Source organism: Streptomyces sp. NPDC088730 (genome assembly GCF_044751215.1).
Classification (GTDB): Bacteria; Actinomycetota; Actinomycetes; order Streptomycetales; family Streptomycetaceae; genus Streptomyces.
Genome location: NZ_JBIVLK010000021.1, coordinates 72,171 through 95,082 on the forward strand (window position 1 = coordinate 72,171; position 22,912 = coordinate 95,082).

The following is a 22,912-nucleotide window of genomic DNA, read 5'->3' on the forward strand; positions in this document are numbered from 1 at the left end:
GACGAATCTACGTTGGTGGTCGAAAGGAAGTTCAGGCCATGTCTGGACCTCTTTCTCCCCCTGTCATCCAATGATGTGGACGAAGCGAACAATGAAGCCTGCGGAATGGGCGGCTCGTCATCGATCCGGGCCGCTGGATGTTGTCGTCACCGGACTGCCATCCGATGCGCACACCTGGAATCTCATCTACATCCAATTGCTGCTCGAAGACCTCGGGCACAAGGTCGTCAATCTGGGTTCCTGCGTGCCCGAGGACGAGATCGTCGAGTCCTGCTGCAAGTTCCAGCCCGACCTGCTGGTCGTCAGCAGCGTCAACGGACACGGCTTCAACGACGCCCAGCCGCTGATCGGTGCCATCCGGTCGCGCTGGGAGCTGACCGGCCTGCCCGCCGTCATCGGCGGCAAGCTCGGCGTCGCGGGCGGCGGGGAGAAGGAGGCCGACGTCCTCAGGAGGGCCGGGTTCGACGCGGTCTTCCAGGACGGCGCCGACCTCACCGCCTTCGAGTCCTACGTCGGCTCACTGCCCAGGGAGGTGGAACGATGACCCCGCAGACCCTCGCGGCGGCCCCGGACAGCCGCACCACCGTGCACCGGCGCCCGCTCTCCTTCGGCCGCTTCGTGGCCGAGGCCCAGAACCGGGGCGCCCTGGTCGTCCAGCCCCGCATGGGCTTCTCCGGCCCCGCCCTGATGCGGGCCGGACTGCTGGCCACCAAGGGCGCCGCCGACGCGGTCGTCGGCACCATGACGATCGACAGCTACACCCGGGTGAGCGACGAGGCGTCCGCGGTCCGCGCCCTGAACAGCGGCGTCCCGCTCAACGGGTTCCCCATCACCTCCTACAGCCCCCACACCTCGCGCTGGGTCCTGGACGGTGTCCGGGACGCCGGCTTCCCGGTCCAGATCCGGCACGGATCGGCGCGCCCCCAGCGCATCGTCACCGCCCTGGCCCGGCTCGGCCTGGACGCGACGGAGGGCGGCCCGGTCTCCTACTGCCTGCCCTACGGCCGCACCCCGCTCCTGGACTCCGTCCGCAACTGGCAGGAGAGCTGCGAGTTCCTGGCCGGTCTGCGCGCCACCGGCGCCGAACCGCACCTGGAGACCTTCGGCGGCTGCATGCTCGGCCAGCTCTGCCCGCCCGGACTCCTCGTCGCGATCAGCGCGCTGGAGGCGCTCTTCTTCCACCGGGCCGGGCTGCGCAGCATCTCGCTCAGCTACGCCCAGCAGACCAACGCCGCGCAGGACCGCGACGCGGTGCACGCGCTGCGCCGGCTGGCCGGGGAGTTCCTGCCGGACACCGACTGGCACATCGTCCTCTACACCTACATGGGTCTCTACCCGCAGACCCGGAGCGGTTCCCTGGACCTCCTGGAGCGCTCGGCGGAACTGGCCGTGGAGACCGGGGCGGCCCGGCTGATCGTGAAGACGGTGGCCGAAGCACACCGCATCCCGACGGTGGCGGAGAACGTCGAGGCACTGCGGGTCGCCGCACGCGCCGCGTCCCGGCACCGGGCGGCGGCGGCAGAGGCCGGGCGGCCCGGCGCCGTGCCGGGCCCGCCCGCCGGCGCGGCCGGCAGCACCGTGCCGCCCGACGCGGCCGACAGCGCGGTCTACGCGGAGGCCCGCGCCCTGGTGGAAGCCGTGCTGAACCTCGACGACGACCTGGGCCAGGCCCTGCTGAAGGCCTTCGCCCGCGGATACCTCGACGTCCCGTTCTGCCTGCACCCCGACAACGCCGGCCGTTCCCGGAGCCGCATCGACGGCTCCGGCCGCCTCACCTGGTCCGAGATCGGGGCGATGCCCCTGGGGCCCGTCCGCGACCGGGGCCGGCGGCTCACCGCCGCCGGGCTGTTCGACGCCCTGTCCTTCGTCCAGCGGCGGCACGACCGCACCCTTCCCCCGTCCGTCCCCCGCACCCCGCTTCCCTCGGCGGCCCGTCGACCGGCGGCCCATCGGCAGCACACCCAGGAGGTAGCACCATGACCAGCACGAGTGCCGAGCCCCGCGCCCGCGTCGCGCCCACATTCCCGGTCTCTCCCGACCAGCACCTGATGGCAGAGCCGACCCGGGCGACCCTGCGGGTGCAGAGCCGCATGCTCGCGGCCACCCGCGCCTTCCTGACCGGTCAGGGGTTCCAGGAACTGCTGCCGCCGGTCATCGGACCGGTCACCGACCCCGGCATCCGGGGCTCCAAGCAGGTGGACATCGACTTCTACGGCCACAAGTACAAGCTGATGACCAGCGCGATCCTCTACAAGCAGGCCTCCCTGATGGCCTTCGAGAAGATCTTCTACATCGCGCCCAACGTGCGCCTGGAACCGCTGGAGACGGCCGTCACCCACCGCCATCTCGCGGAGTTCCACCAGATAGACGTGGAGATCCGCGACGCCGGCCGCGAGGACGCGATGGAGCTGGCCGAACGGCTCGTGGCGCACGTCGTCGCCGAGGTCGTCCGCGAGATGCCCGGCGACCTGGAGCTCCTGGGCCGCGACCCGGACGCCTTCCGGGAGGTGGTCCAGGGGGCGTTCGCCCGCACCACGCACCAGGAGGCCACCGCGGACCTGGTGGCGCTCGGCCACCCGCAGGACCCGGGCGCCGAGATCGACTGGGAGGGGGAGGAGATCCTCTCCGCGAAGACCAGCCGCCCGTTCTTCGTCGTCGACTACCCCAAGGGCTCGCGCGGCTTCTACGACCAGGAGGACGCCGGACGCCCCGGCATCCTGCGCAACTTCGACCTGATCGCCCCCGAGGGCTACGGCGAGCTGGCCAGCGGCAGCGAGCGCGAACACGACTACGCGGCCCTGGTCACCCGGATGCGCGAGACCGGCGAGAACCCCGCGAAGTACGGCTGGTACCTCGACCTGGCCCGCCGCGGCATCCCCGCCAGCTCCGGCTTCGGCATCGGCCTGGAGCGCTTCACCCGGTACGTCACCGGCCGCACCGCCGCCTGGGAGGCCAGCGCCTACCCGAAGCTCCCCGGAGTGGTGTCGGCATGAGCGTACTGAGCGCCGAAGGCTTTCCCGAGGAACAGGTGCGGCACCGGGCCAGGGCCGGAGCGGCGGCGGCCTTTCCCGCCCTGGAGTCGTACGGCAGCAGCCTGCTGGGCGCGATCCCGGCCGGCCACGACCCGCAGGACCTGCTGGAGCGGGCCAGGATCGTGCCCCCGGTGTTCATGCCGGAGCGGCTGAAGAAGCTCATAGACCTGGCCCGTGAACCGCTCTACACCGACGTCGAACTCACCACCTCCGTCGGCGGGTTCACCTCCCGGCTGCCGCTGTACGTCTCCGCGTTCGGCTCGACCCAGGTCGCCAGCCACGATCTGGGCGAGGCCGCCGGACGACAGGCCGGACAGCTCGGCATCCCGATGGTCATCGGGGAGAACGTGGTGCCGGTCAACGGCTACCGCGCCGCCTCCGACTCCGGATCCTCCCCGCTGCTCGGCCGGATCGCCGCCTACACGGCCGCCGCCGACGACGAGCACGGCGGAGTGGTGGTCCAGCAGTCCACGGAGGACGCGGACGCCGAGGTGTGGAACCTCGTCTACAGCGACCCGGTCTCCGAACCACTGCTCGCCACCGGCCGGCTCGCCTTCGAACTGAAGGTCGGCCAGGGCGCGAAGCCGGGGCTCGGCGGACTCACCGTCCTGGGCCGCGAGGCCGGCGGCCGGGTCGCGGAACAGTACGCCATGGACGCGGTGTTCGGCCCGGACAGCGACTCCGTCCTGCGGATCAGCAGCCCCGGCACCTTCACCGAGGAGATCCTGCGCCAGCAGATCCGGCTGATGCGCAACAACTTCCCCCGCGTGAAGGTGTGGGTGAAGCTGCACCCCGGTCGTGACATCGCCCTCGCGGCCGCCACCGCCTGGGCGGCCGGCGCCGACTCCGTCACCGTGGACGGCGCGGAGGGCGGCACCGCCTGGGCCCCGACCGGCTTCCTCGGCCAGGTGGGGCTCCCGCTCGGCGAGTGCCTCACCCGCATCGGCCCCACCGAGCACTGCCTGCTCGCCAGCGGGCGGATCTGGGAAGGCGGCAGGGCCGCGAAGGCCCTGGCGCTCGGCGCCCGCGCCGTCGGCCTCGGCCGGGCCGCACTCCTCGCCGTCGACGAGGACGCCGACGCCGGCCTGGTCCGGCTGGCCGAGAGCATCGCACTGGAGCTCCGGCTGCTGATCAGCGCCGTCGGCAAGTACCACGCGAACGCCCTGGAAGCGGACGACATCCTGCTCCCCGCCGACGCGGCTGCGGCGTCCCGTACCGGCTGACCCCGCCCCGCCGACGCGGCGGCGGCGTCCGCCCCGGCCGACTCCCCGCCCCGCCCCACGACTTCGCACCCACCCGCACGTCATCCACCGTGGCTCCGTCGGTCTCCCGGCACGCCGCGAGACCACGAGATCCGAGCTACCAAGAAGGTGTCGAGATGTCCCAGCCGCAAGCAGACCCAGCCCTCTCCCTCGGCGTCCCCGCGCACGTCGCCACGTACAACGACACGGCGGAGGACCTCCCCGAGGGTGCGCTGCACACGCTCTTCGCCGCGCAGGCCGCCCGTACCCCGGAGGCCGTCGCCCTCGTCCACGAGGACCGCGGGCTCACCTACCGGGAGCTGGACGGCGCGGCCAACGCACTCGCGCACCGGCTCGTCACCGAGGGGCTGCGGCCGGGCGACGCCGTGGGCCTCCTCTTCGACCGCTCGTTCGCCTACGTCATCACGGTCCTCGCCGTGCTCAAGAGCGGCTGCGTGTACGTCCCCCTCGACCCCCGCCAGCCCGCCGAGCGGCTCAGCTGGATCCTCGGAAAAACCGGCGCCACCCTCCTGGTGACCGACCGCGCCGCCGGGGAGACGGGCTTCGCCGCCGACCTGCCCACTCTGCGGCTCGACGACCGGAGCGCCACGGCCACCACCGCGCCCACGGCGCCCGGCATCACGGTCCACCCCGACCAGCCGCTGTACATCATGTTCACCTCCGGCTCCAGCGGCACCCCCAAGGGCGTCGTCAACACCCACCGCAACGTCGTCGAACTGGCCCTGGACCCCGGCTTCGGGGCCCAGGCCCACCAGCGCGTACTCGCCTACTCGCCGCTGCCCTTCGACTCCTCCACCTACGAACTCTGGGTCCCACTGCTCCGCGGCGGACTGGCCGTCGTACTGTCCGCCCCGAAGATCGACATCGGTGAACTCGCCGAGGCCATCGCCCGCCACGACGTGACCGCCGCCTACTTCACGACCGCCCTCTTCGACGCCATGGCCGGCGAGGCGATCGACGCGCTCCAGCAGCTGCGCGAGATCTGGACCGGCGGCGACGTCCTGTCCGGGGTCGCCCTCCAACGCGCCCTCGACCACTGCCCGGACACCACGTTCGTCCACGTCTACGGCCCCACAGAGGCAACGGTCTTCTGCAGCTACCAGGCCTTCACCCCCGAGACCCGCACCCTCGACCGGCTGCACCTCGGCATCCCGATGGCGAACACCGCCATGTACGTGCTCGACGCCGGACTGCGCCACACCGCCCCCGGCGAAACCGGGGAACTCTACGTCGCCGGACCGCACCTCGCCCAGGGCTACGGCCGGCTCCCGGCCATGACCGCGGAACGGTTCACCGCCGACCCGTACGGACCGGCCGGCAGCCGCATGTACCGCACCGGCGACCTGGCCGCCTGGAACGAGCACGGCGAGGTCGTCTTCCTCGGCCGCGCGGACCAGCAGGTCAAACTCCGCGGCAACCGCATCGAACTCGGCGAGATCGAGACCGTGCTCGTCCGCCACCCCTCCGTCGCCCAGGCCGCCGTCATCGTCCGCGAGGACCGCCCCGGCGACAAGCGCCTGGTGGCCTACGCCGTACCGGCGGAAGCCGGGGTCCTGGACGGGGCCGAACTCCTGCGCCACGTGGCCGGACAGCTCGTCGAGTACATGGTGCCCTCGGCCGTCGTGCCGCTGGGAGCCCTGCCGCTGACCCCGAACGGCAAGCTGGACAGGCGCGCACTGCCCGCCCCCCGAGTGGGCGCGGCAACCAAGGGCCGGGCCCCCCGCAACCCCGTCGAGGAGGTCCTCTGCGGGCTGTTCGCCCACTCCCTCGGCCTCCCGTCGATCGGCATCGACGACGACTTCTTCGCCGTCGGCGGTCACTCACTGCTCGCCACCCGGCTGGTGAGCCGGGTGCGCGGCGTCCTCGACGTCGAGCTGACGCTGCGGCAGTTCTTCGAGTACCCGACCGTGGCGCTGCTCGCCGAGTACGTCGCCACGGGCGGCGGCGAGCCCACCCGCCCGGCCCTGACGGCGCAGGCACGGCCGGAGCCGCTGCCGCTCTCGGCGGCCCAGCAGCGGCTCTGGTTCCTCGACCAGCTGGAGGGCCCGTCGGCCACGTACAACATCCCGCTCGCCGTCCGGGTGCGTGGCGAACTCGACGTAGCGGCCCTGGAAGCGGCGTTCACCGATGTCGCGGGACGGCACGAGAGCCTGCGCACCGTCTTCGGCCAGGCCGAGGGGCAGACCTACCAGCGCATCCTGCCCGCCGACAGCGTCCGGGTCGAGCTGCCGCTCACCACCGCCACAGAGGAGACCGTCGCCGCGCTGCTCACCGCCGAGTCGGAGCGCGTCTTCGACCTGGCGGACCGGCTGCCGTTCCGCGCGAGCCTGTTCAGCCTCGGCGAGCAGGAGTACGTACTCCTGGTGGTCATGCACCACATCGTCTCCGACGGCTGGTCCTACGAGCCGCTGATGCGCGACCTCAGCACCGCGTACGCGACCCGCTCCCGCGGTGAGCGCCCCGCCTGGGACCCGCTGCCCGCCCAGTACGCGGACTACGCCCTCTGGCACCGAGGCGTCCTCGGTGACCCGGCGGACCGTGACAGCCTCTCCGCCCGCCAACTCGAGCACTGGCAGAAGGCTTTGGCGGACCTCCCGGAGGAGGCCACCCTGCCCGCGGTCAGACAGCGGCCGGCCGTCGCCTCCTACCGGGGTGCCACCCACACCGTGCACTGCTCAGAGGCCGTGCACACCACGCTCGCGGAGCTGGCGAGCGAAACGGGTGCCTCGGTGTTCATGGTGGCGCAGGCGGCGGTGTCGACCTTGCTGTCGCGGTCCGGTGCCGGGCACGACATCCCGCTCGGCTCACCGATCGCCGGCCGCACCGACCAGGCCCTCGATGATCTCGTCGGGTTCTTCGTGAACACCCTGGTCCTGCGGACCGATACCAGCGGTGACCCGAGTTTCCGGGAGCTGCTGACCCGGGTCCGGGAGACCGACCTCGCCGCCTGGGCCAACCAGGACCTGCCGTTCGACCGGCTGGTGGAGGCCCTCAACCCGGACCGCTCGGCAGCCCGGCACCCGCTGTTCCAGGTGATGCTGACGCTCACGGACGCGGCCACCCCGACACTCGTCGCCGAGGGCCTGGACACCGAGTCGGAGTTCACCTGGCTGCGGTTCGCCAAGTTCGACCTGACGTTCTCGTTCGCGGAGCATCGGACGGGTGAGGGTCGGCCGGGTGGGCTGGACATCACGATCGAGTATGCGACTGATCTGTATGACGCGCGGTCTGTGGAGTTGGCGGGTGAGCGTCTGGTGCGGTTGCTGGAGGGTGCGGCGTCGGCTCCGGATGTGCCGGTGGGTGAGTTGGAGTTGTTGTCCGATGGTGAGCGTGAGGTGTTGTTGGGGGAGTGGTCGGGTGAGGTGACGGGTTCGCCGGGTGCGGGGCTGGGTGTGTTGTTCGCGGCGCAGGTGGCGCGGACTCCGGACGCGGTGGCGGTGGTGGGTGAGGGGCGTGAGCTTTCCTACCGTGAGCTGGATGGGCTGGCGAATGCGGCGGCGCGTTGGCTGATCGGTGAGGGGGTGCGGCCCGGGGGCCGGGTGGCGTTGTTCCTGGAGCGCTCGGTGAGTGCTGTGGTGATGACGTTGGCGGTGGTGAAGGCGGGTGCGGTGTACGTCCCGCTGGATACCCGTTATCCGGCCGAGCGGGTGGAGTTGATTGTTGGTCAGTCGGGTGTGTCGCATGTGGTGACGGACCGGGACGCGGGTGTGTTGGCGGTGCCGGCCGGTGTGCGGGTGCTGAGTCCGGTGCTGGACGGTGTGGGTGATTCTTCGGATCCGGCGGTTGTGGTGCATGCGGATCAGCCGGTGTACGCGATGTTCACGTCGGGTTCGACGGGGGTGCCGAAGGGTGTCGCGGTCACGCACCGCAACGTTGCGGACCTCGCGGCGCAGACGATGTACGCGAACGGGGCGCACCGTCGGGTGCTGTTCCACTCGGCGATGGCGTTCGACGCGTCCACGTACGAGATGTGGGTGCCCTGGCTGAACGGCGGCACCCTCGTCATCGCCCCCGCGGGACACCTCGACGCGGCAGCGTATGAGCGACTGATCTCGGAGCACGGGATCACCGCGTTGTGGCTGACGGCGGGTCTGTTCCGGGTGATGGCGGAGGAGGTGCCGGAGGCGTTCGCCGGGGTGCGCGAGGTGTGGGCCGGAGGTGATGTGGTGCCGCCGGAGGCCGTGCGCCGCGTGATGGAACACTGCCCGGAACTCACTGTCGTCAACGGTTACGGTCCGACGGAGACGACGACGTTCGCCACCACCCACCGTATTCACCGCCCGCTGGACTACGCGGGTGCCATCCCGATCGGGGAGCCGTTGGACAACCACCGGGTGTATGTCCTGGACGAGGGGCTGCGGCTGGTCGCGCCGGGTACTCCTGGTGAGCTGTACATCGCGGGTGCGGGTCTGGCGCAAGGGTATCTGGACCGGCCGTCGTTGACCGCTGACCGGTTCGTCGCTGATCCGTACGGTCCTGCCGGTACCCGGATGTACCGGACGGGTGACCTGGTCCGCTGGAATGCCGAGGGCTCTGTGGAGTACCTCGGCCGTGCCGACCAGCAGGTCAAGCTCCGCGGCTTCCGCATCGAACCGGGCGAGATCGAGACGGCGTTGAGCGCCCAGGAGGGTGTGGGCCAGGCGGCCGTCGTCGTCCGCGAGGACCGGCCGGGCGACAAGCGCCTGATCGCCTATCTCGTCGCCGCCGGCGCCGCACGGATCGACACAGAGGCCGTGCGCCGCGCGCTTGCCGGCATCCTTCCCGAGTACATGGTCCCGTCCGCCTTCGTGGTCCTGGACGAGATCCCGCTCACCGTCAACGGCAAGGTCGACCGACGCGCCCTGCCCGCACCGCAGCTGGCCAACGACACCACCGGGCGCGCGCCCCGTGGGCCGGGCGAGGAAGTGCTGTGCGGCCTCTTCGCGGAGGTCCTCGGACTGACCTCGGTCACCATCGACGACCACTTCTTCCACCTCGGCGGGCACTCCCTGCTCGCCACCCGCCTCATCAGCCGCATCCGGCAGACCTTCGGCGTCCAGATCACCGTCAGGGACCTCTTCCAGGGCCCGACGGTCGCCGCTCTGGCCGAGTACGTCGAAGCGGGCGGCGAGCAGCAGGCCGTACAGCGCCCCGCCCTGCGGGAGGCCGTCCGGCCCGAGCGGGTACCGCTCTCCTCGGCCCAGCAGCGCCTCTGGTTCCTGCACCACCTGGAGGGCCCGTCCGCGACGTACAACATTCCGCTGTCACTGCGCCTCAAGGGCGCACTCGACACGCAGGCCCTCCAGCTCTCGCTCACCGACCTGGTGGTCAGGCACGAGTCGCTGCGCACCCTCTTCGGCATGGCGGACGACGCCGCCTACCAGTGGCAGCTCCCGGCGGCCGAGGTCGAGGTGGCACTGCCCGTCGTCGCGGTGACCGAGGAGACCCTGGAGGCGGGGCTCAGCGGCCACGCCGCCCGCAGCTTCGCTCTCGAATCCGAACTTCCCTTCCGCGCGGTCCTGTTCGCGCTCGGGAGCGAGGAGCACGTCCTGCTGGTGGTCATGCACCACATCGCCTCCGACGGCTGGTCCACCGCCCCGCTGCTGCGGGACCTCACGGCCGCCTACACGGCACGCACCAGGGGAGGCGCCCCCGACTGGGAGCCGCTTCCCGTCCAGTACGCCGACTACACCCTCTGGCAGCGGGAGCTCCTCGCGGCGGACGGGGAACGGCAGGCGGAGTTCTGGCGCGAGACCCTGGACGGGCTGCCCGACGAGGCCACGCTGCCGGCCGACCGCCCCCGCCCGGCGGTGGCCACCTACCGGGGCACCACCCACAGCGTGCACGTTCCGGCGGCGTTGCACGACGCGCTGACCCGGCTGGCCCGGGAGACCGGCAGCACGCTGTTCATGGTGGCCCAGGCCGCTGTCGCGACCGCACTCTCCCGCTCCGGCGCCGGCGAGGACATCCCGATCGGCGCCCCGATCGCGGGCCGCTCCGAGCAGTCCCTCGACGAACTGGTCGGCTTCTTCGTCAACACCCTGGTCCTGCGTACGGATCTCACGGGCGCCCCCGGCTTCCGTGAACTGCTGACCCGGGTACGGGACGCCGACCTGGCGGCCTGGGCCCACCAGGACCTGCCGTTCGACCGGCTGGTGGAGGCACTCAACCCCGAGCGCTCCACCGCCCGGCACCCGCTGTTCCAGGTGGTCCTCACCCTTCAGGATGCCGTCACCCCCACCCTCGAACTGCCGGGAATCTCCGCCGAGTCGGGCTTCACCTCGCTGGACATCTCCAAGTTCGACCTGACCTTCTCCTTCCATGAGCACCGTACGGCGGACGGCAGCCCGGACGGGCTGGACATCAGGGTCGAGTACGCCACCGACCTGTACGACGCCGGCACCGTCGAGGCGGTCACCGACCGACTGGTCCGGCTGCTGGGAGACGCCGTCGAGCGCCCCGAAACCCCGGTCCGCGAACTCGACTTCATCGGCCCCGACGAGCGGCACCAGCTGCTGGAGGGATGGAACGGCACGATCACCGCCTCCTGCGATGCCGGGCTCGCGGAGCAGTTCGCCGCGCAGACCGCCCGCACCCCGGACGCGATCGCCGTGGTCGACGGTGTCCGGGAGCTGACCTACGCGGAGCTGGACGCGGACGCCAACCGGCTCGCCCGTCACCTCATGGGCCTCGGCGTCCGACCGGAGAGCGTCGTCGCCGTCCTGATGGAACGGTCGGCGGACCTGCTCACCGGCCTCCTCGCGGTGGTCAAGGCCGGCGGCGTCTACGCCCCGCTCAACACCGCGGACCCGGACAGCCGCCTGCTGAGGATCCTCGCGGAGACCGGGGCGCCCGTCCTGCTCACGGACAAGGTGCTGGCAGAGCACCCGGTGGTGGCCAGGACCACCGCGGAGACCGTCGTGCTCGACGGGACCTCGGGCTTCGCCCACCTTCCGTCGACGCCACCGGCCCTGCCCGCCCACCCCGACCAGTGGCTGTACGTGATGTTCACGTCCGGTTCGACGGGGGTGCCGAAGGGCGTCGCGGTCACCCATCGCAACGTCGCCGACCTGGCCGCGCAGACCATGTACGCCAACGGCGGCCACACCCGGGTGCTCTTCCACTCGCCGCACACCTTCGACGCCTCCACACACGAGATCTGGGTGCCGTGGCTGAACGGCGGCGCGGTCGTCGTGGCACCCCCCGGCTACCTCGATCCCGGAACCCTGGGCGGACTGCTGACCGAGCGCGGCATCACCTCGCTGTGGCTGACGGCCGGGCTGTTCCGGGTGATGGCGGAGGAGGTTCCGGAGGCGTTCGCCGGGGTGCGTGAGGTGTGGGCCGGAGGTGATGTGGTGCCGCCGGAGGCGGTGCGCCGGGTGATGGACCGCTGCCCGGAGGTGACGGTCGTGAACGGTTACGGTCCGACGGAGACCACCACCTTCGCCACCACGCACCACATCCACCGCCCGCTGGACTACGCGGGGGCCATCCCGATCGGGGAGCCGCTCGACAACCACCGGGCCTATGTGGTGGACGAGGGGCTGGGGCTGGTCCCTCCGGGCACCCCCGGCGAGCTGTACATCGCCGGCGCCGGTCTGGCCCGCGGCTACCTCGGCCGGCCGGGCATGACGGCGGAACGCTTCGTCGCGGACCCGTTCGGCGCGCCGGGTACCCGGATGTACCGGACGGGCGACCTGGTCCGCTGGAACGCCGAAGGCTCCCTCGAATACCTCGGCCGGGCCGACCAGCAGGTCAAGCTCCGGGGCTTCCGCATCGAACTCGGCGAGATCGAGACGGCGCTGGCCGCACACGCGAGTGTGGGTCAGGCGACCGTCGTCGTCCGGGAGGACCGGCCCGGCGACAAGCGCCTCGCCGCCTACCTCGTCGCCACCGAAGGCGCCCGCATCGACGTGGCCGAGCTACGGGCCCACGTCACGGCCGCCCTGCCCGAATACATGGTCCCGGCCGCCTTCGTGGTCCTCGACGAGATTCCGCTCACGACCAACGGAAAGGTCGACCGGCGCGCCCTGCCCGCACCCCAGGTCGCCCACGCGGCAAACGGGCGGGCACCGCGCACACCGCAGGAAGAAGTGCTCTGCGGCCTCTTCGCGGCCGTTCTCGGACTGCCGTCGGTCACCATCGACGACCACTTCTTCCACCGGGGCGGCCACTCGGTGCTCGGCACCCGGCTGATCAGCCGTATCCGGCGGGCCTTCGGCGTCCAGCTCGGCGTGAAGGACCTGTTCCGCAACCCGACCGTGCTCGCCCTCTCGGAGTGCGTCACCGAGAGCAGTGGCGAACTGCCCCGGCCGGCCCTGATGCCCGAGGAGCGCCCGGAGCGCGTTCCGCTCTCCTCCGCCCAGCAGCGGCTGTGGTTCCTCGACCAGATGGAAGGCCCGTCCGCCACCTACAACATCCCCCTCGCCCTGCGCCTCAAGGGCCCCCTCGACCACCGCTCACTCCGGCTGGCCCTGACCGACCTCACCACCCGCCACGAAGGCCTGCGCACCGTCTTCCCCACCCATGAGGGCACCCCCCACCAGCACGTCCTGCCTCCGGCCGACATGGAGCTGCCCCTGATCAACACCACTGAGGAGGAGCTCACGGCACGGCTGGCGGTCCTCTCGGCGGCCACCTTCGACCTGGCCGTCCAGCCACCGATCCGCTCGCACCTGGTCTCGCTGGGCGAGCAGGAGCACATCCTGCTGGTGGTCATCCACCACATCGCCTCCGACGGCTGGTCCAACGGACCGCTCTTCCGTGACCTGGCCACCGCCTACGAGGCCCGCACCGAGGGCACCGCCCCCGCGTGGGAGCCGCTCCCGGTCCAGTACGCCGACTACTCGCTCTGGCAGCAACGACTTCTGGGAAGCGACGAGCAACGCCAACTCGAATACTGGCGCTCGGCGTTGGCCGACCTGCCCGAGGAGGCCACCCTTCCGTCCGACCGGCCCAGGCCGGCCACCGCGTCCAACCGGGGCACCACCCACACCGTGCACTGCACGGCCGGGCTGCACGATGCGCTCACCACGCTGGCCCAGGACACCGGCAGCACCCTGTTCATGGTGGCGCAGGCGGCGGTGTCGACCTTGCTGTCGCGGTCCGGTGCCGGGCACGACATCCCGCTCGGCTCACCGGTCGCGGGCCGCACCGACCAGGCCCTCGATGATCTCGTCGGGTTCTTCGTGAACACCCTGGTCCTGCGGACCGATACCAGCGGTGACCCGAGTTTCCGGGAGCTGCTGACCCGGGTCCGGGAGGCCGACCTCGCCGCCTGGAGCCACCAGGACCTGCCGTTCGACCGGCTCGTCGAAGCCCTCAACCCCGAGCGCACCACCGCCCGTCACCCCCTCTTCCAGGTCATGCTCACCGTCGGTGACATGTCGGCAGAGGCCCCCGAACTCGCCGGACTGGAGGCGGAGTACGAGTTCTCGAAGGTGGAGATCGCCAAGTTCGACCTCACCTTCGGCTTCGCGGAGCATCGGATGGGTGAGGGTCGGCCGGGTGGGCTGGACATCACGATCGAGTATGCGACTGATCTGTATGACGCGCGGTCTGTGGAGTTGGCGGGTGAGCGTCTGGTGCGGTTGCTGGAGGGGGCGGCGTCGGCTCCGGATGTGCCGGTGGGTGAGTTGGAGTTGTTGTCCGATGGTGAGCGTGAGGTGTTGTTGGGGGAGTGGTCGGGTGAGGTGACGGGTTCGCCGGGTGCGGGGCTGGGTGTGTTGTTCGCGGCGCAGGTGGCGCGGACTCCGGACGCGGTGGCGGTGGTGGGTGAGGGGCGTGAGCTTTCCTACCGTGAGCTGGATGGGCTGGCGAATGCGGCGGCGCGTTGGCTGATCGGTGAGGGAGTGCGGCCCGGGGGCCGGGTGGCGTTGTTCCTGGAGCGCTCGGTGAGTGCCGTGGTGATGACGTTGGCGGTGGTGAAGGCGGGTGCGGTGTATGTGCCGCTGGATACCCGTTATCCGGCCGAGCGGGTGGAGTTGATTGTTGGTCAGTCGGGTGTGTCGTATGTGGTGACGGACCGGGACGCGGGTGTGCTGGCGGTGCCGGCCGGTGTGCGGGTACTGAGCCCGGTGTCGGACGGGGAGGGTGATGTATCCGATCCCCTGGTTGTGGTGCATGCGGATCAGCCGGTGTACGCGATGTTCACGTCCGGTTCGACGGGGGTGCCGAAGGGTGTCGCGGTCACGCACCGCAATGTCGCGGACCTGGCGGCGCAGACGATGTACGCGAACGGGGCGCACCGTCGGGTGCTGTTCCACTCGGCGATGGCGTTCGACGCGTCCACGTACGAGATGTGGGTGCCCTGGCTGAACGGCGGCACCCTCGTCATCGCCCCCGCAGGACACTTGGCCCCGGCCGACTACCAGCGGCTGCTGGCCGAGCACCGGATCACCGCGCTCTGGCTGACCGCAGGGCTGTTCCGCGTCATGGCGGAGGAGATTCCGGAGGCGTTCGCCGGGGTGCGCGAGGTGTGGGCCGGAGGTGATGTGGTGCCGCCGGAGGCGGTGCGCCGGGTCATGGACCGCTGCCCGGAGGTGACCGTCGTCAACGGGTACGGTCCGACGGAAACCACCACCTTCGCCACCACGCACCGCATCCACCGCCCCCTCGACTACGCGGGCGCCATCCCGATCGGGGAGCCGCTCGACAACCACCGGGTGTACGTCCTGGACGAGGGGCTGCGGCTGGTCGCCCCGGGCACTCCCGGTGAGCTGTACATCGCGGGTGCGGGTCTGGCGCAGGGCTATCTGGACCGGCCGTCGCTGACCGCCGACCGGTTCGTGGCCGATCCGTACGGTCCCGCCGGTACCCGGATGTACCGGACCGGCGACCTGGTCCGCTGGAATGCCGAGGGCTCTGTGGAGTACCTCGGCCGTGCCGACCAGCAGGTCAAGCTCCGCGGCTTCCGCATCGAACCGGGCGAGATCGAGACCGTACTCGTCGGCCGGCCGGGCGTGGCCCAGGCCACCGTCGTCGTCCGCGAGGACCGGCCCGGGGACAAGCGCCTCGTCGCCTACCTCACCGCCGTGGACGGCGCACGGATAGAGCCCGGAGACGTCCAGCGGCAGCTGTCCGGGCTGCTGCCCGACTACATGGTCCCGTCCGCCTTCGTGGTCCTGGACGAGATCCCGCTCACCGTCAACGGCAAGGTCGACCGGCGTGCACTGCCCGAACCGCAGACCGTCAACGACACCACCGGGCGCGCACCGCGTACCGCCAAGGAAGAAGTGCTCTGCGGCCTCTTCGCGGAGGTCCTCGGACTGACCTCGGTCACCATCGACGACCACTTCTTCCACCTCGGCGGGCACTCGCTCCTCGCCACCCGGCTCGCGGGCCGGATCCGTACCGTACTCGGGGTCGAGCTCTCCGTGGCGACCCTCTTCGAGAACCCGATCGTGGCCACGCTCGTCGAGAAGCTCGACGGCGCCTCGGCCGCGCGGCCCAGACTTCGGCCGATGCGCCGGATGGGAGCGACCAAGTGATCCCCTTGTCCTTCGCCCAGCAGCGGCTCTGGTTCATCGCCCAGATGGAAGGGCCGTCGACCACCTACAACATCCCGCTCGCCGTGCGACTGAACGGCGAACTCGACCGCCCGGCCCTCCAGTCGGCGCTCCTGGACCTGGTCGGCAGGCACGAGAGCCTGCGGACCCTCTTCCCCGACCAGGACGGCACCCCGTATCAGCGCATCCTGGCCGAGGAGGAGGTGGAGCTCGCGCTCGACGTCGTACCGGCCGACGCCACGACGCTGCCGGACGTGCTCGCACAGGAGTCCGCGCAGGTCTTCCACCTCGCCGTGGACCTGCCGGTCAGGGCGCGGCTGATCGCCCTCGGCGAGCGCGAGCACGTCCTGCTCATCGTGATGCACCACATCGTGTCGGACGGCGGCTCGACCGCCCCTCTGCTCCAGGACCTCGCCACCGCCTACGAGGCGCGGGTCCGGGGTGCCGTACCCGACTGGGAGCCGCTGCCGGTCCAGTACGCCGACTACACCCTCTGGCAGCAGGAGCTGCTGGGCGAGGGCGACGACCCCGAGAGCGCCGGATCGCGTCAACTGGACTTCTGGCGATCGGCCTTGGCGGATCTGCCCGAGGAGGGAACGCTGCCGGCCGACCGTCCGCGCCCCGCATCGGCCTCCTACGCGGGCGCCACCTGCGACGCCCGGCTGCCCGCCGACGTCCACGCCGGTCTGACCCACCTCGCGCGGGAGTCCGGCGCCACCCTGTTCATGGCGGTCCAGGCCGCCGTCGCGACCGCCCTGTCGCGCTCCGGCGCCGGCCTCGACATCCCGATCGGCTCCCCGGTGTCCGGGCGCATCGACGAGGCGCTCGACGGGCTGGTCGGCTTCTTCGTCAACACCCTGGTGCTGCGGACGGACGTCACGGGCGACCCGAGCTTCCGTGAACTGCTGTCCAGGGTCCGCAGGACGGATCTGGCCGCCTGGGACAACCAGGACCTGCCGTTCGACCGGCTGGTCGAGGTGCTGAACCCGGAACGCTCCGCCTCCCGCCACCCGCTGTTCCAGGTGATGCTCACCATGGGTGAGGCCGGTTCCGACGTCATCGGGTTCCCGGGGCTCGACGCCCGTACCGAGTACAGCGCGCTGCAGATCGCCAAGTTCGACCTGACGTTCGGCTTCGCCGAGCACCGCACCCGCGACGGCCGGCCGGACGGCCTCGACATCACCATCGAGTACGCCACCGACCTCTACGACGCCCGGACCATCGAGGCGCTCATGGCGCGGCTGAACCGGCTCCTGGAGGCCGTCGTCACCTCGCCCGACTCCCCGCTGTCCGTCCTCGACCTGCTGGGCGAGCACGAGCGGCGGCTGCTCCTGGAGGAGCGGAGCGGCGCCACCACCGGATCGTCCGGGAAGAGCCTGGCGGAGCTGTTCGCCGCCCAGGCCGCCCGCACCCCGGACGCGATAGCCCTGGTGGACGAGGACCATGACCTGACCTTCGCCGAACTCGACGAGGCCACCAACCGGCTGGCCCACCACCTCATCGACCTCGGGATCCGGCAGCACGACGTGGTCGCCGTCCTGATGGAGCGGTCCACCGACCTGCTCACCGCTCTGCTCGCCGTGGTCAAGGCCGGAGCCGTGTACGCCCCGCTGAACACCGGCGACCCCGACAGCCGACTCGTCCGGATCCTCGCCGACACCCGGGCGCCGGTCCTGCTCACCGATCAGGCACTGTCGGACCACCAGGTCGTCCTGGACGCCGACGCGCAGGTCGTCGTCCTGGGCGCCGGCACAGAGCTCGGCCACCTTCCCGCCACCGCCCCGGCCCGCTCCATCCACCCCGACCAGCCCGTCTACGCGATGTTCACCTCGGGTTCGACGGGGGTGCCGAAGGGTGTCGCGGTCACCCATCGCAACGTCGCGGACCTGGCCGCGCAGACCATGTACGCCAACGGCGCCCACCGGCGCGTGCTGTTCCACTCGCCGGCCGCCTTCGACGCCTCGACGTACGAGATCTGGGTGCCCTGGCTGAACGGCCGCACGGTCGTGGTGGCACCGCGCGGCCACCTCGCCCCGGCCGACTACCAGCGGCTGCTGGCCGAGCACCGGATCACCGCGCTCTGGCTGACCGCAGGGCTGTTCCGCGTGCTGGCGGAGGAGGCGCCCGCCGCCTTCACCGGGGTCAGCGAGGTATGGGCGGGCGGCGACGTGGTGCCGCCGGAGGCGGTGCGCCGGGTCATGGACCACTGCCCGCAGCTCACCGTCGTCAACGGTTACGGTCCGACGGAGACCACCACCTTCGCCACCACCCATCGCATCCACCGCCCCCTGGACCACGCGGGAGCCATCCCGATCGGGGAGCCCCTCGACAACCACCGGGCCTACGTCCTGGACGCCGCCCTGCGACTCGCCGCGCCCGGCGCTCCCGGCGAGCTGTACATCGCGGGGGCCGGTCTGGCGCAGGGCTACCTCAACCGTGCCTCGCTGACGGCGGAACGCTTCGTCGCGGACCCGTACGGCCCGGCCGGTACGCGGATGTACCGGACGGGCGACCTGGTCCGCTGGAACGCCGAAGGCTCCCTCGAATACCTGGGCCGGGCCGACCAGCAGGTCAAGCTCCGGGGCTTCCGCATCGAACTGGGCGAGATCGAGACGGCGCTGACCGCGCAGGCGAGTGTGGGCCAGGCGACCGTCGTCGTCCGGGAGGACCGGCCCGGCGACAAGCGCCTCGCCGCCTACCTCGTCGCCGCCGAAGGCGCCCGCATCGACACCGAGGCCGTGCACCGCGAGATCTCCGGCGGGCTCCCGGAGTACATGGTCCCGGCGGCCTTCGTGGTCCTCGACGAGATTCCGCTCACCGCCAACGGCAAGGTGGACCGGCGCGCCCTGCCCGCGCCGCTGCTGACCGCCGACGCCGGAGGCCGGCCGCCCAGGACGCCCGCGGAGGAAGTCCTGTGCGGCCTGTTCGCGGCCGTTCTCGGACTGCCGTCGGTCACCATCGACGACCACTTCTTCCGGCGCGGCGGACACTCCCTGCTCGCCACCCGCCTCATCAGCCGCATCCGTGCCGTGTGGGACACCGAGATCACCATCCGGGACCTGTTCCAGTACGCGACGGTCGCGCAGCTGGCCGAGCGGATCGCGGCCGAGGGCAGCGGGGAGCAGCGGCCGGCGCTGACGCCGCAGGAACGGCCGGAGCGCGTACCGCTCTCCTCCGCCCAGCAGCGGCTGTGGTTCCTCGACCAGCTGGAAGGCCCGTCCGCCACCTACAACATCCCCCTCGCCCTGCGCCTCAGGGGTCCCCTCGACCACCGGGCGCTCCAGCTGGCCCTCACCGACCTGGTCACCCGCCACGAAGGCCTTCGTACCGTCTTCCCCACGCACGAGAGCACGCCCTACCAGCACGTGCTGCCCCCGGCCGGCCTCGCCCTCCCGCTGGCCGGCACCACAGAGGAGGAACTCCCGGAGCGGCTCGCCGCCGAGGCCGCCCGCACCTTCGATCTGGCGGCCGAGATCCCCTGCCGGGCAAAGCTGCTGGAGATCGGTGCGGCGGACCACGTGCTGCTGCTCGTGATCCACCACATCGCCTCCGACGGCTGGTCCAACGGCCCGCTCTTCCGTGACCTGGCCACCGCCTACGAAGCCCGCACCGAGGGCGCGGCCCCCGCCTGGGAGCCGCTGCCGGTCCAGTACGCCGACTACACCCTCTGGCAGCAGGGCATCCTGGAGCGCGACGAGGACCGGCAGCTCGACCACTGGCGCGAGGTGCTCGCGGACCTGCCGGAGGAGGCCACCCTCCCCGCCGACCACGCCCGTCCCGCGTCCGCCTCCAACCGGGGCCGCACCCACGCCGTGCACTGCCCCGCCGCCCTGCACACCGCCCTGATGTCGCTGGCCCAGGACACCGGGACCACGTTCTTCATGGTGGCCCAGGCAGCCGTCGCGACACTGCTCGCCCGCTCCGGCGCCGGGCACGACATCCCGCTCGGCTCACCCGTCGCGGGGCGCACCGACCAGAAGCTCGACGACGTCGTCGGCTTCTTCGTCAACACCCTCGTCCTGCGCACCGACACGAGCGGCGACCCGACCTTCCGGGAGCTGCTGACCCGGGTCCGGGAGACCGACCTCGCCGCCTGGGCCCACCAGGACCTGCCGTTCGACCGGCTCGTCGAAGCCCTCAACCCCGAGCGCACCACCGCCCGGCACCCCCTCTTCCAGATCATGCTCACCGTCGGGGACACCAGCGACGAGGCGCCTCGACTCGCCGGACTGGAAAGTGAGTTCGCCACTCCGGAGGCCTCCGTGGCCAAGTTCGACCTCACCTTCGCCTTCGCCGAGAACCGGACCGCCGACGGCCGCCCCGACGGACTCGACATCCTGATCGAGTACACCACCGACCTCTACGAGGCACGCACCATCGAAGCCACCGCGGACCGGCTGGTCCGGCTCCTCACCGGGGCCGTGGCATCCCCCGACCTGCCCCTCGCGGACCTGGAGACCGTCTCGGAGGACGAGCACCACCGGCTGCGGGAATGGAGCGGTGCCCGGTCGTCCGCCCCGGCCCTGGCACTCGACGCGCTGTTCGCGCGGCAGGCCGCCCGCACACCGCACTCGGTGGCGCTGGTCCACGAGGAACAGCAGGTCACCTACCAGGAGCTGGACATCTGGTCCAACCGGCTGGCCCGCCACCTGACCTCACGAGGCGTCACGCCGGGCAGCATCGTCGCCATCCACCTGGAACGCTCCCCGCAGCTCATCGCCTCGCTGCTCGCCGCCCTGAAGGCCGGGGCCGGATACACGCTGCTCGACCCGCAGTTCCCGGCCGACCGGCTGAACACCGTGCTCGGCCAGACCGGTCCGGCGGCGCTGGTCACCCAGGCCCATCTGACGGCCCTGTCGACCCCGGCCACCGTCGTCGACCTCACCGAGGAGATCCCCGGCATCAGCGGCCTGCCCGGGACACCGGTCGAGACGGGCGGACGCCCCGAATCCATCGCCTGCGTGATGTTCACCTCCGGCTCGACCGGACTCCCGAAGGGGGTGGCCGCCTCGCACCGGGCCCTGGCCGCCACCTTCATCGGCCCCGACTACCTGGACTTCGGACCGGAGCAGACCTACCTGCAGAGCTCGCCGGTCTCCTGGGACGCCTTCGCCCTGGAGGTCTTCGGACCGCTGCTGCACGGCGGGGTCTGCGTCCTTCAGCCGGGCCAGCACACCGACCCGCACCAGATCGCGGAACTCGTCGAACGGCACGGAGTCACCACGCTCCAGATGTCGGCGAGCCTGTTCAACCACATGCTCGACGAGCACCCGGTGGTGTTCGCCCGGATCAAGGAGGCGATGACCGCCGGCGAGGCGGCCTCGCCCGCCCACACCGCCAAGGCGCTGGCCGACCACCCGCACCTCCACCTGGTCAACGGCTACGGGCCCGCCGAGAGCATGGGCTTCACCACCGCGCACACCCTCACCCGGCCCGCGCCCGCCATCCCGATCGGGCGGCCGATCGCCGGCAAGCACGCCTACGTCCTGGACGAGAACCTCCGGCTGCTGCCCCCGGGCGTCCCCGGTGAGCTGTACGTCGCAGGGCACGGACTCGCCCACGGCTACATTGGGCAGCCCGTACTGAGCGCCGAACGCTTCGTCGCGGACCCGCACGGTGCGCCCGGCTCCCGGATGTACCGGACCGGCGACCTGGCCCGCTGGAGCCAGGACGGCGAGCTGGAGTATTTCGGCCGGGCCGACCAGCAGATCAAGTTGCGGGGCTTCCGCATCGAGCCGGGTGAGATCGAATCGGCACTGCTGCGGCACCCCTCCCTCGCGCAGGCGGCGGTGCTGATCCGGGAGGACCGGCCCGGCGACAAACGCCTGGTGGCGTACGTGGTGCCCACGGAGGGCAGCCGTCCCGACGCCCAGGAACTGCGCAGGCACGCGGTCGCCGCGCTGCCCGAGTACATGGTGCCGGCGACCATCGTGCCGCTGGACGCGCTGCCCCTCACGGTCAACGGCAAGCTCGACCGCCGCGCCCTGCCCGAACCGCCGCAGTCCGCGACCGGCGGCGGCCGGGCACCGCGTACCCCGGCGGAGGAGGTCCTGTGCGGGCTCTTCGCCGCCACCCTCGGAGTGCAGTCGGTCACCATCGACGACCACTTCTTCCAGCTGGGCGGCCACTCACTGCTCGCCACCCGGCTGATCGGCCGGATCCGCTCCGTCTGGGAGACCCGGGTCACCATCCGCGACCTGTTCCAGTACCCGACGCCCGCGCTGCTCGCCGAACACATCGCCTCCGACACGAGCGGCGACCCGATGGAGACGCTGCTGCCGATCCGGGCCGCTTCCCCCGAGGCCGACGAGGCCCCGCTGTTCTGCGTCCACGCGATCTCCGGGATGGCCTGGTCGTACGCCGGACTGCTCCGGCACATCGGCGGGCGGCGGCCGCTGATCGGCCTCCAGGCCAAGGAGCTGACGCGTCCGGCGGACCGGCCGGCCGGTATCGAGGAGATGGCCGACGGCTATGTGGCCGAGATCCGCTCGGTCCAGGCCCACGGCCCGTACCACCTGCTCGGCTGGTCGTTCGGCGGGCTCGTGGCGCACGCGGTCGCGGCCCGGCTGGAGGAGCAGGGCGAGCAGGTGGCCCTGCTGGCGCTGCTCGACTCCTACCCGCTGCCCGACGGTTTCCGGCCGCCCGCCGTCACCGGCCGCGAGGTGCTGACCGCCCTGCTCGGGGGCCGCGGCGCCGAACTCGACGTGCGGTGCGCGGACAGCGCCCCGGACGCGGCGGAGCTGGCCGCCGTACTGCGCGCGGAGGACGCGATCCTGGGCGCGCTGGAACCGGCCCAGGCCGCCGCGGTCGTCGCCGTCACGGCCGGCAACCTGGAGATGCGCTACCGGTACGTGCCGCAGCGCCGGTTCGGCGGCGACGCGGTGTTCCTCAACGCCGCCCGCACGCCCGCGGAGACGACCGGAGCGGAGGCCTGGGCACCCCATGTCCTGGGCCGCGTCGAGGAGTACGACATCGACTGCGCGCACTGGGACATGACCACCGCGGAGCCGCTGCGCGAGATCGGAAAGGTGCTGGCCGAGGAGTTGCGCGGAGCGCGTCACTGATCTCCGCTACACCGCACAGGTGCCCGGGACCGCCCACACGGCGGCCCCGGGCACCCGTGCGCTCCGGC

The 22,912-nt window shown here is 71.7% G+C and carries 6 protein-coding genes; all 6 read left to right on the plus strand.

What is annotated here, in order from left to right:
* The first annotated feature begins 196 nt into the window (after positions 1 to 196).
* The 6 genes from ACIP89_RS34835 to ACIP89_RS34860 all read left to right on the plus strand — a co-directional run bounded on the left by ACIP89_RS34835 (position 197) and on the right by ACIP89_RS34860 (position 22,844).
* Entirely contained in the window at positions 197 to 544 is a 348-nt protein-coding gene (locus ACIP89_RS34835) for a cobalamin B12-binding domain-containing protein (RefSeq protein ID WP_402118361.1), read from the plus strand.
* Positions 541 to 1,980 carry a methylaspartate mutase gene (locus tag ACIP89_RS34840; RefSeq protein WP_402118363.1) on the plus strand — a complete coding sequence of 480 codons (1,440 nt, stop codon included), beginning with the start codon at positions 541 to 543 and terminating at the stop codon, positions 1,978 to 1,980. The genes ACIP89_RS34835 and ACIP89_RS34840 overlap by 4 nt, the downstream gene beginning before the upstream one ends.
* Positions 1,977 to 2,993: an asparagine synthetase A gene (locus tag ACIP89_RS34845; protein ID WP_401932508.1), complete on the plus strand. Its 1,017-nt coding sequence runs from the start codon at positions 1,977 to 1,979 to the stop codon at positions 2,991 to 2,993. The genes ACIP89_RS34840 and ACIP89_RS34845 overlap by 4 nt, the downstream gene beginning before the upstream one ends.
* Positions 2,990 to 4,255: a glutamate synthase-related protein gene (locus ACIP89_RS34850; protein ID WP_402118365.1), complete on the plus strand. Its 1,266-nt coding sequence runs from the start codon at positions 2,990 to 2,992 to the stop codon at positions 4,253 to 4,255. Before ACIP89_RS34845 ends, ACIP89_RS34850 begins: the two co-directional genes overlap by 4 nt.
* Before the next feature lie 155 nt (positions 4,256 to 4,410).
* The gene (locus tag ACIP89_RS34855; RefSeq protein ID WP_402118366.1) at positions 4,411 to 15,762 is read left to right on the plus strand and encodes an amino acid adenylation domain-containing protein; all 11,352 of its coding nucleotides are present in this window, start codon (positions 4,411 to 4,413) and stop codon (positions 15,760 to 15,762) included.
* Positions 15,759 to 22,844, plus strand: a complete 7,086-nt coding sequence (locus ACIP89_RS34860) for an amino acid adenylation domain-containing protein (protein WP_402118368.1) — start codon at positions 15,759 to 15,761, stop codon at positions 22,842 to 22,844. The genes ACIP89_RS34855 and ACIP89_RS34860 overlap by 4 nt, the downstream gene beginning before the upstream one ends.
* The last annotated feature ends 68 nt before the right edge of the window (positions 22,845 to 22,912 follow it).

Bases quoted from the DNA above. Each gene is read 5' to 3' on its own strand.
- ACIP89_RS34840 (WP_402118363.1), top strand. From the start codon at position 541: ATGACCCCGCAGACCCTCGCGGCGGCCCCGGACAGCCGCACCACCGTG.
- ACIP89_RS34845 (WP_401932508.1), top strand. From the start codon at position 1,977: ATGACCAGCACGAGTGCCGAGCCCCGCGCCCGCGTCGCGCCCACATTC.
- ACIP89_RS34850 (WP_402118365.1), top strand. From the start codon at position 2,990: ATGAGCGTACTGAGCGCCGAAGGCTTTCCCGAGGAACAGGTGCGGCAC.
- ACIP89_RS34855 (WP_402118366.1), top strand. From the start codon at position 4,411: ATGTCCCAGCCGCAAGCAGACCCAGCCCTCTCCCTCGGCGTCCCCGCG.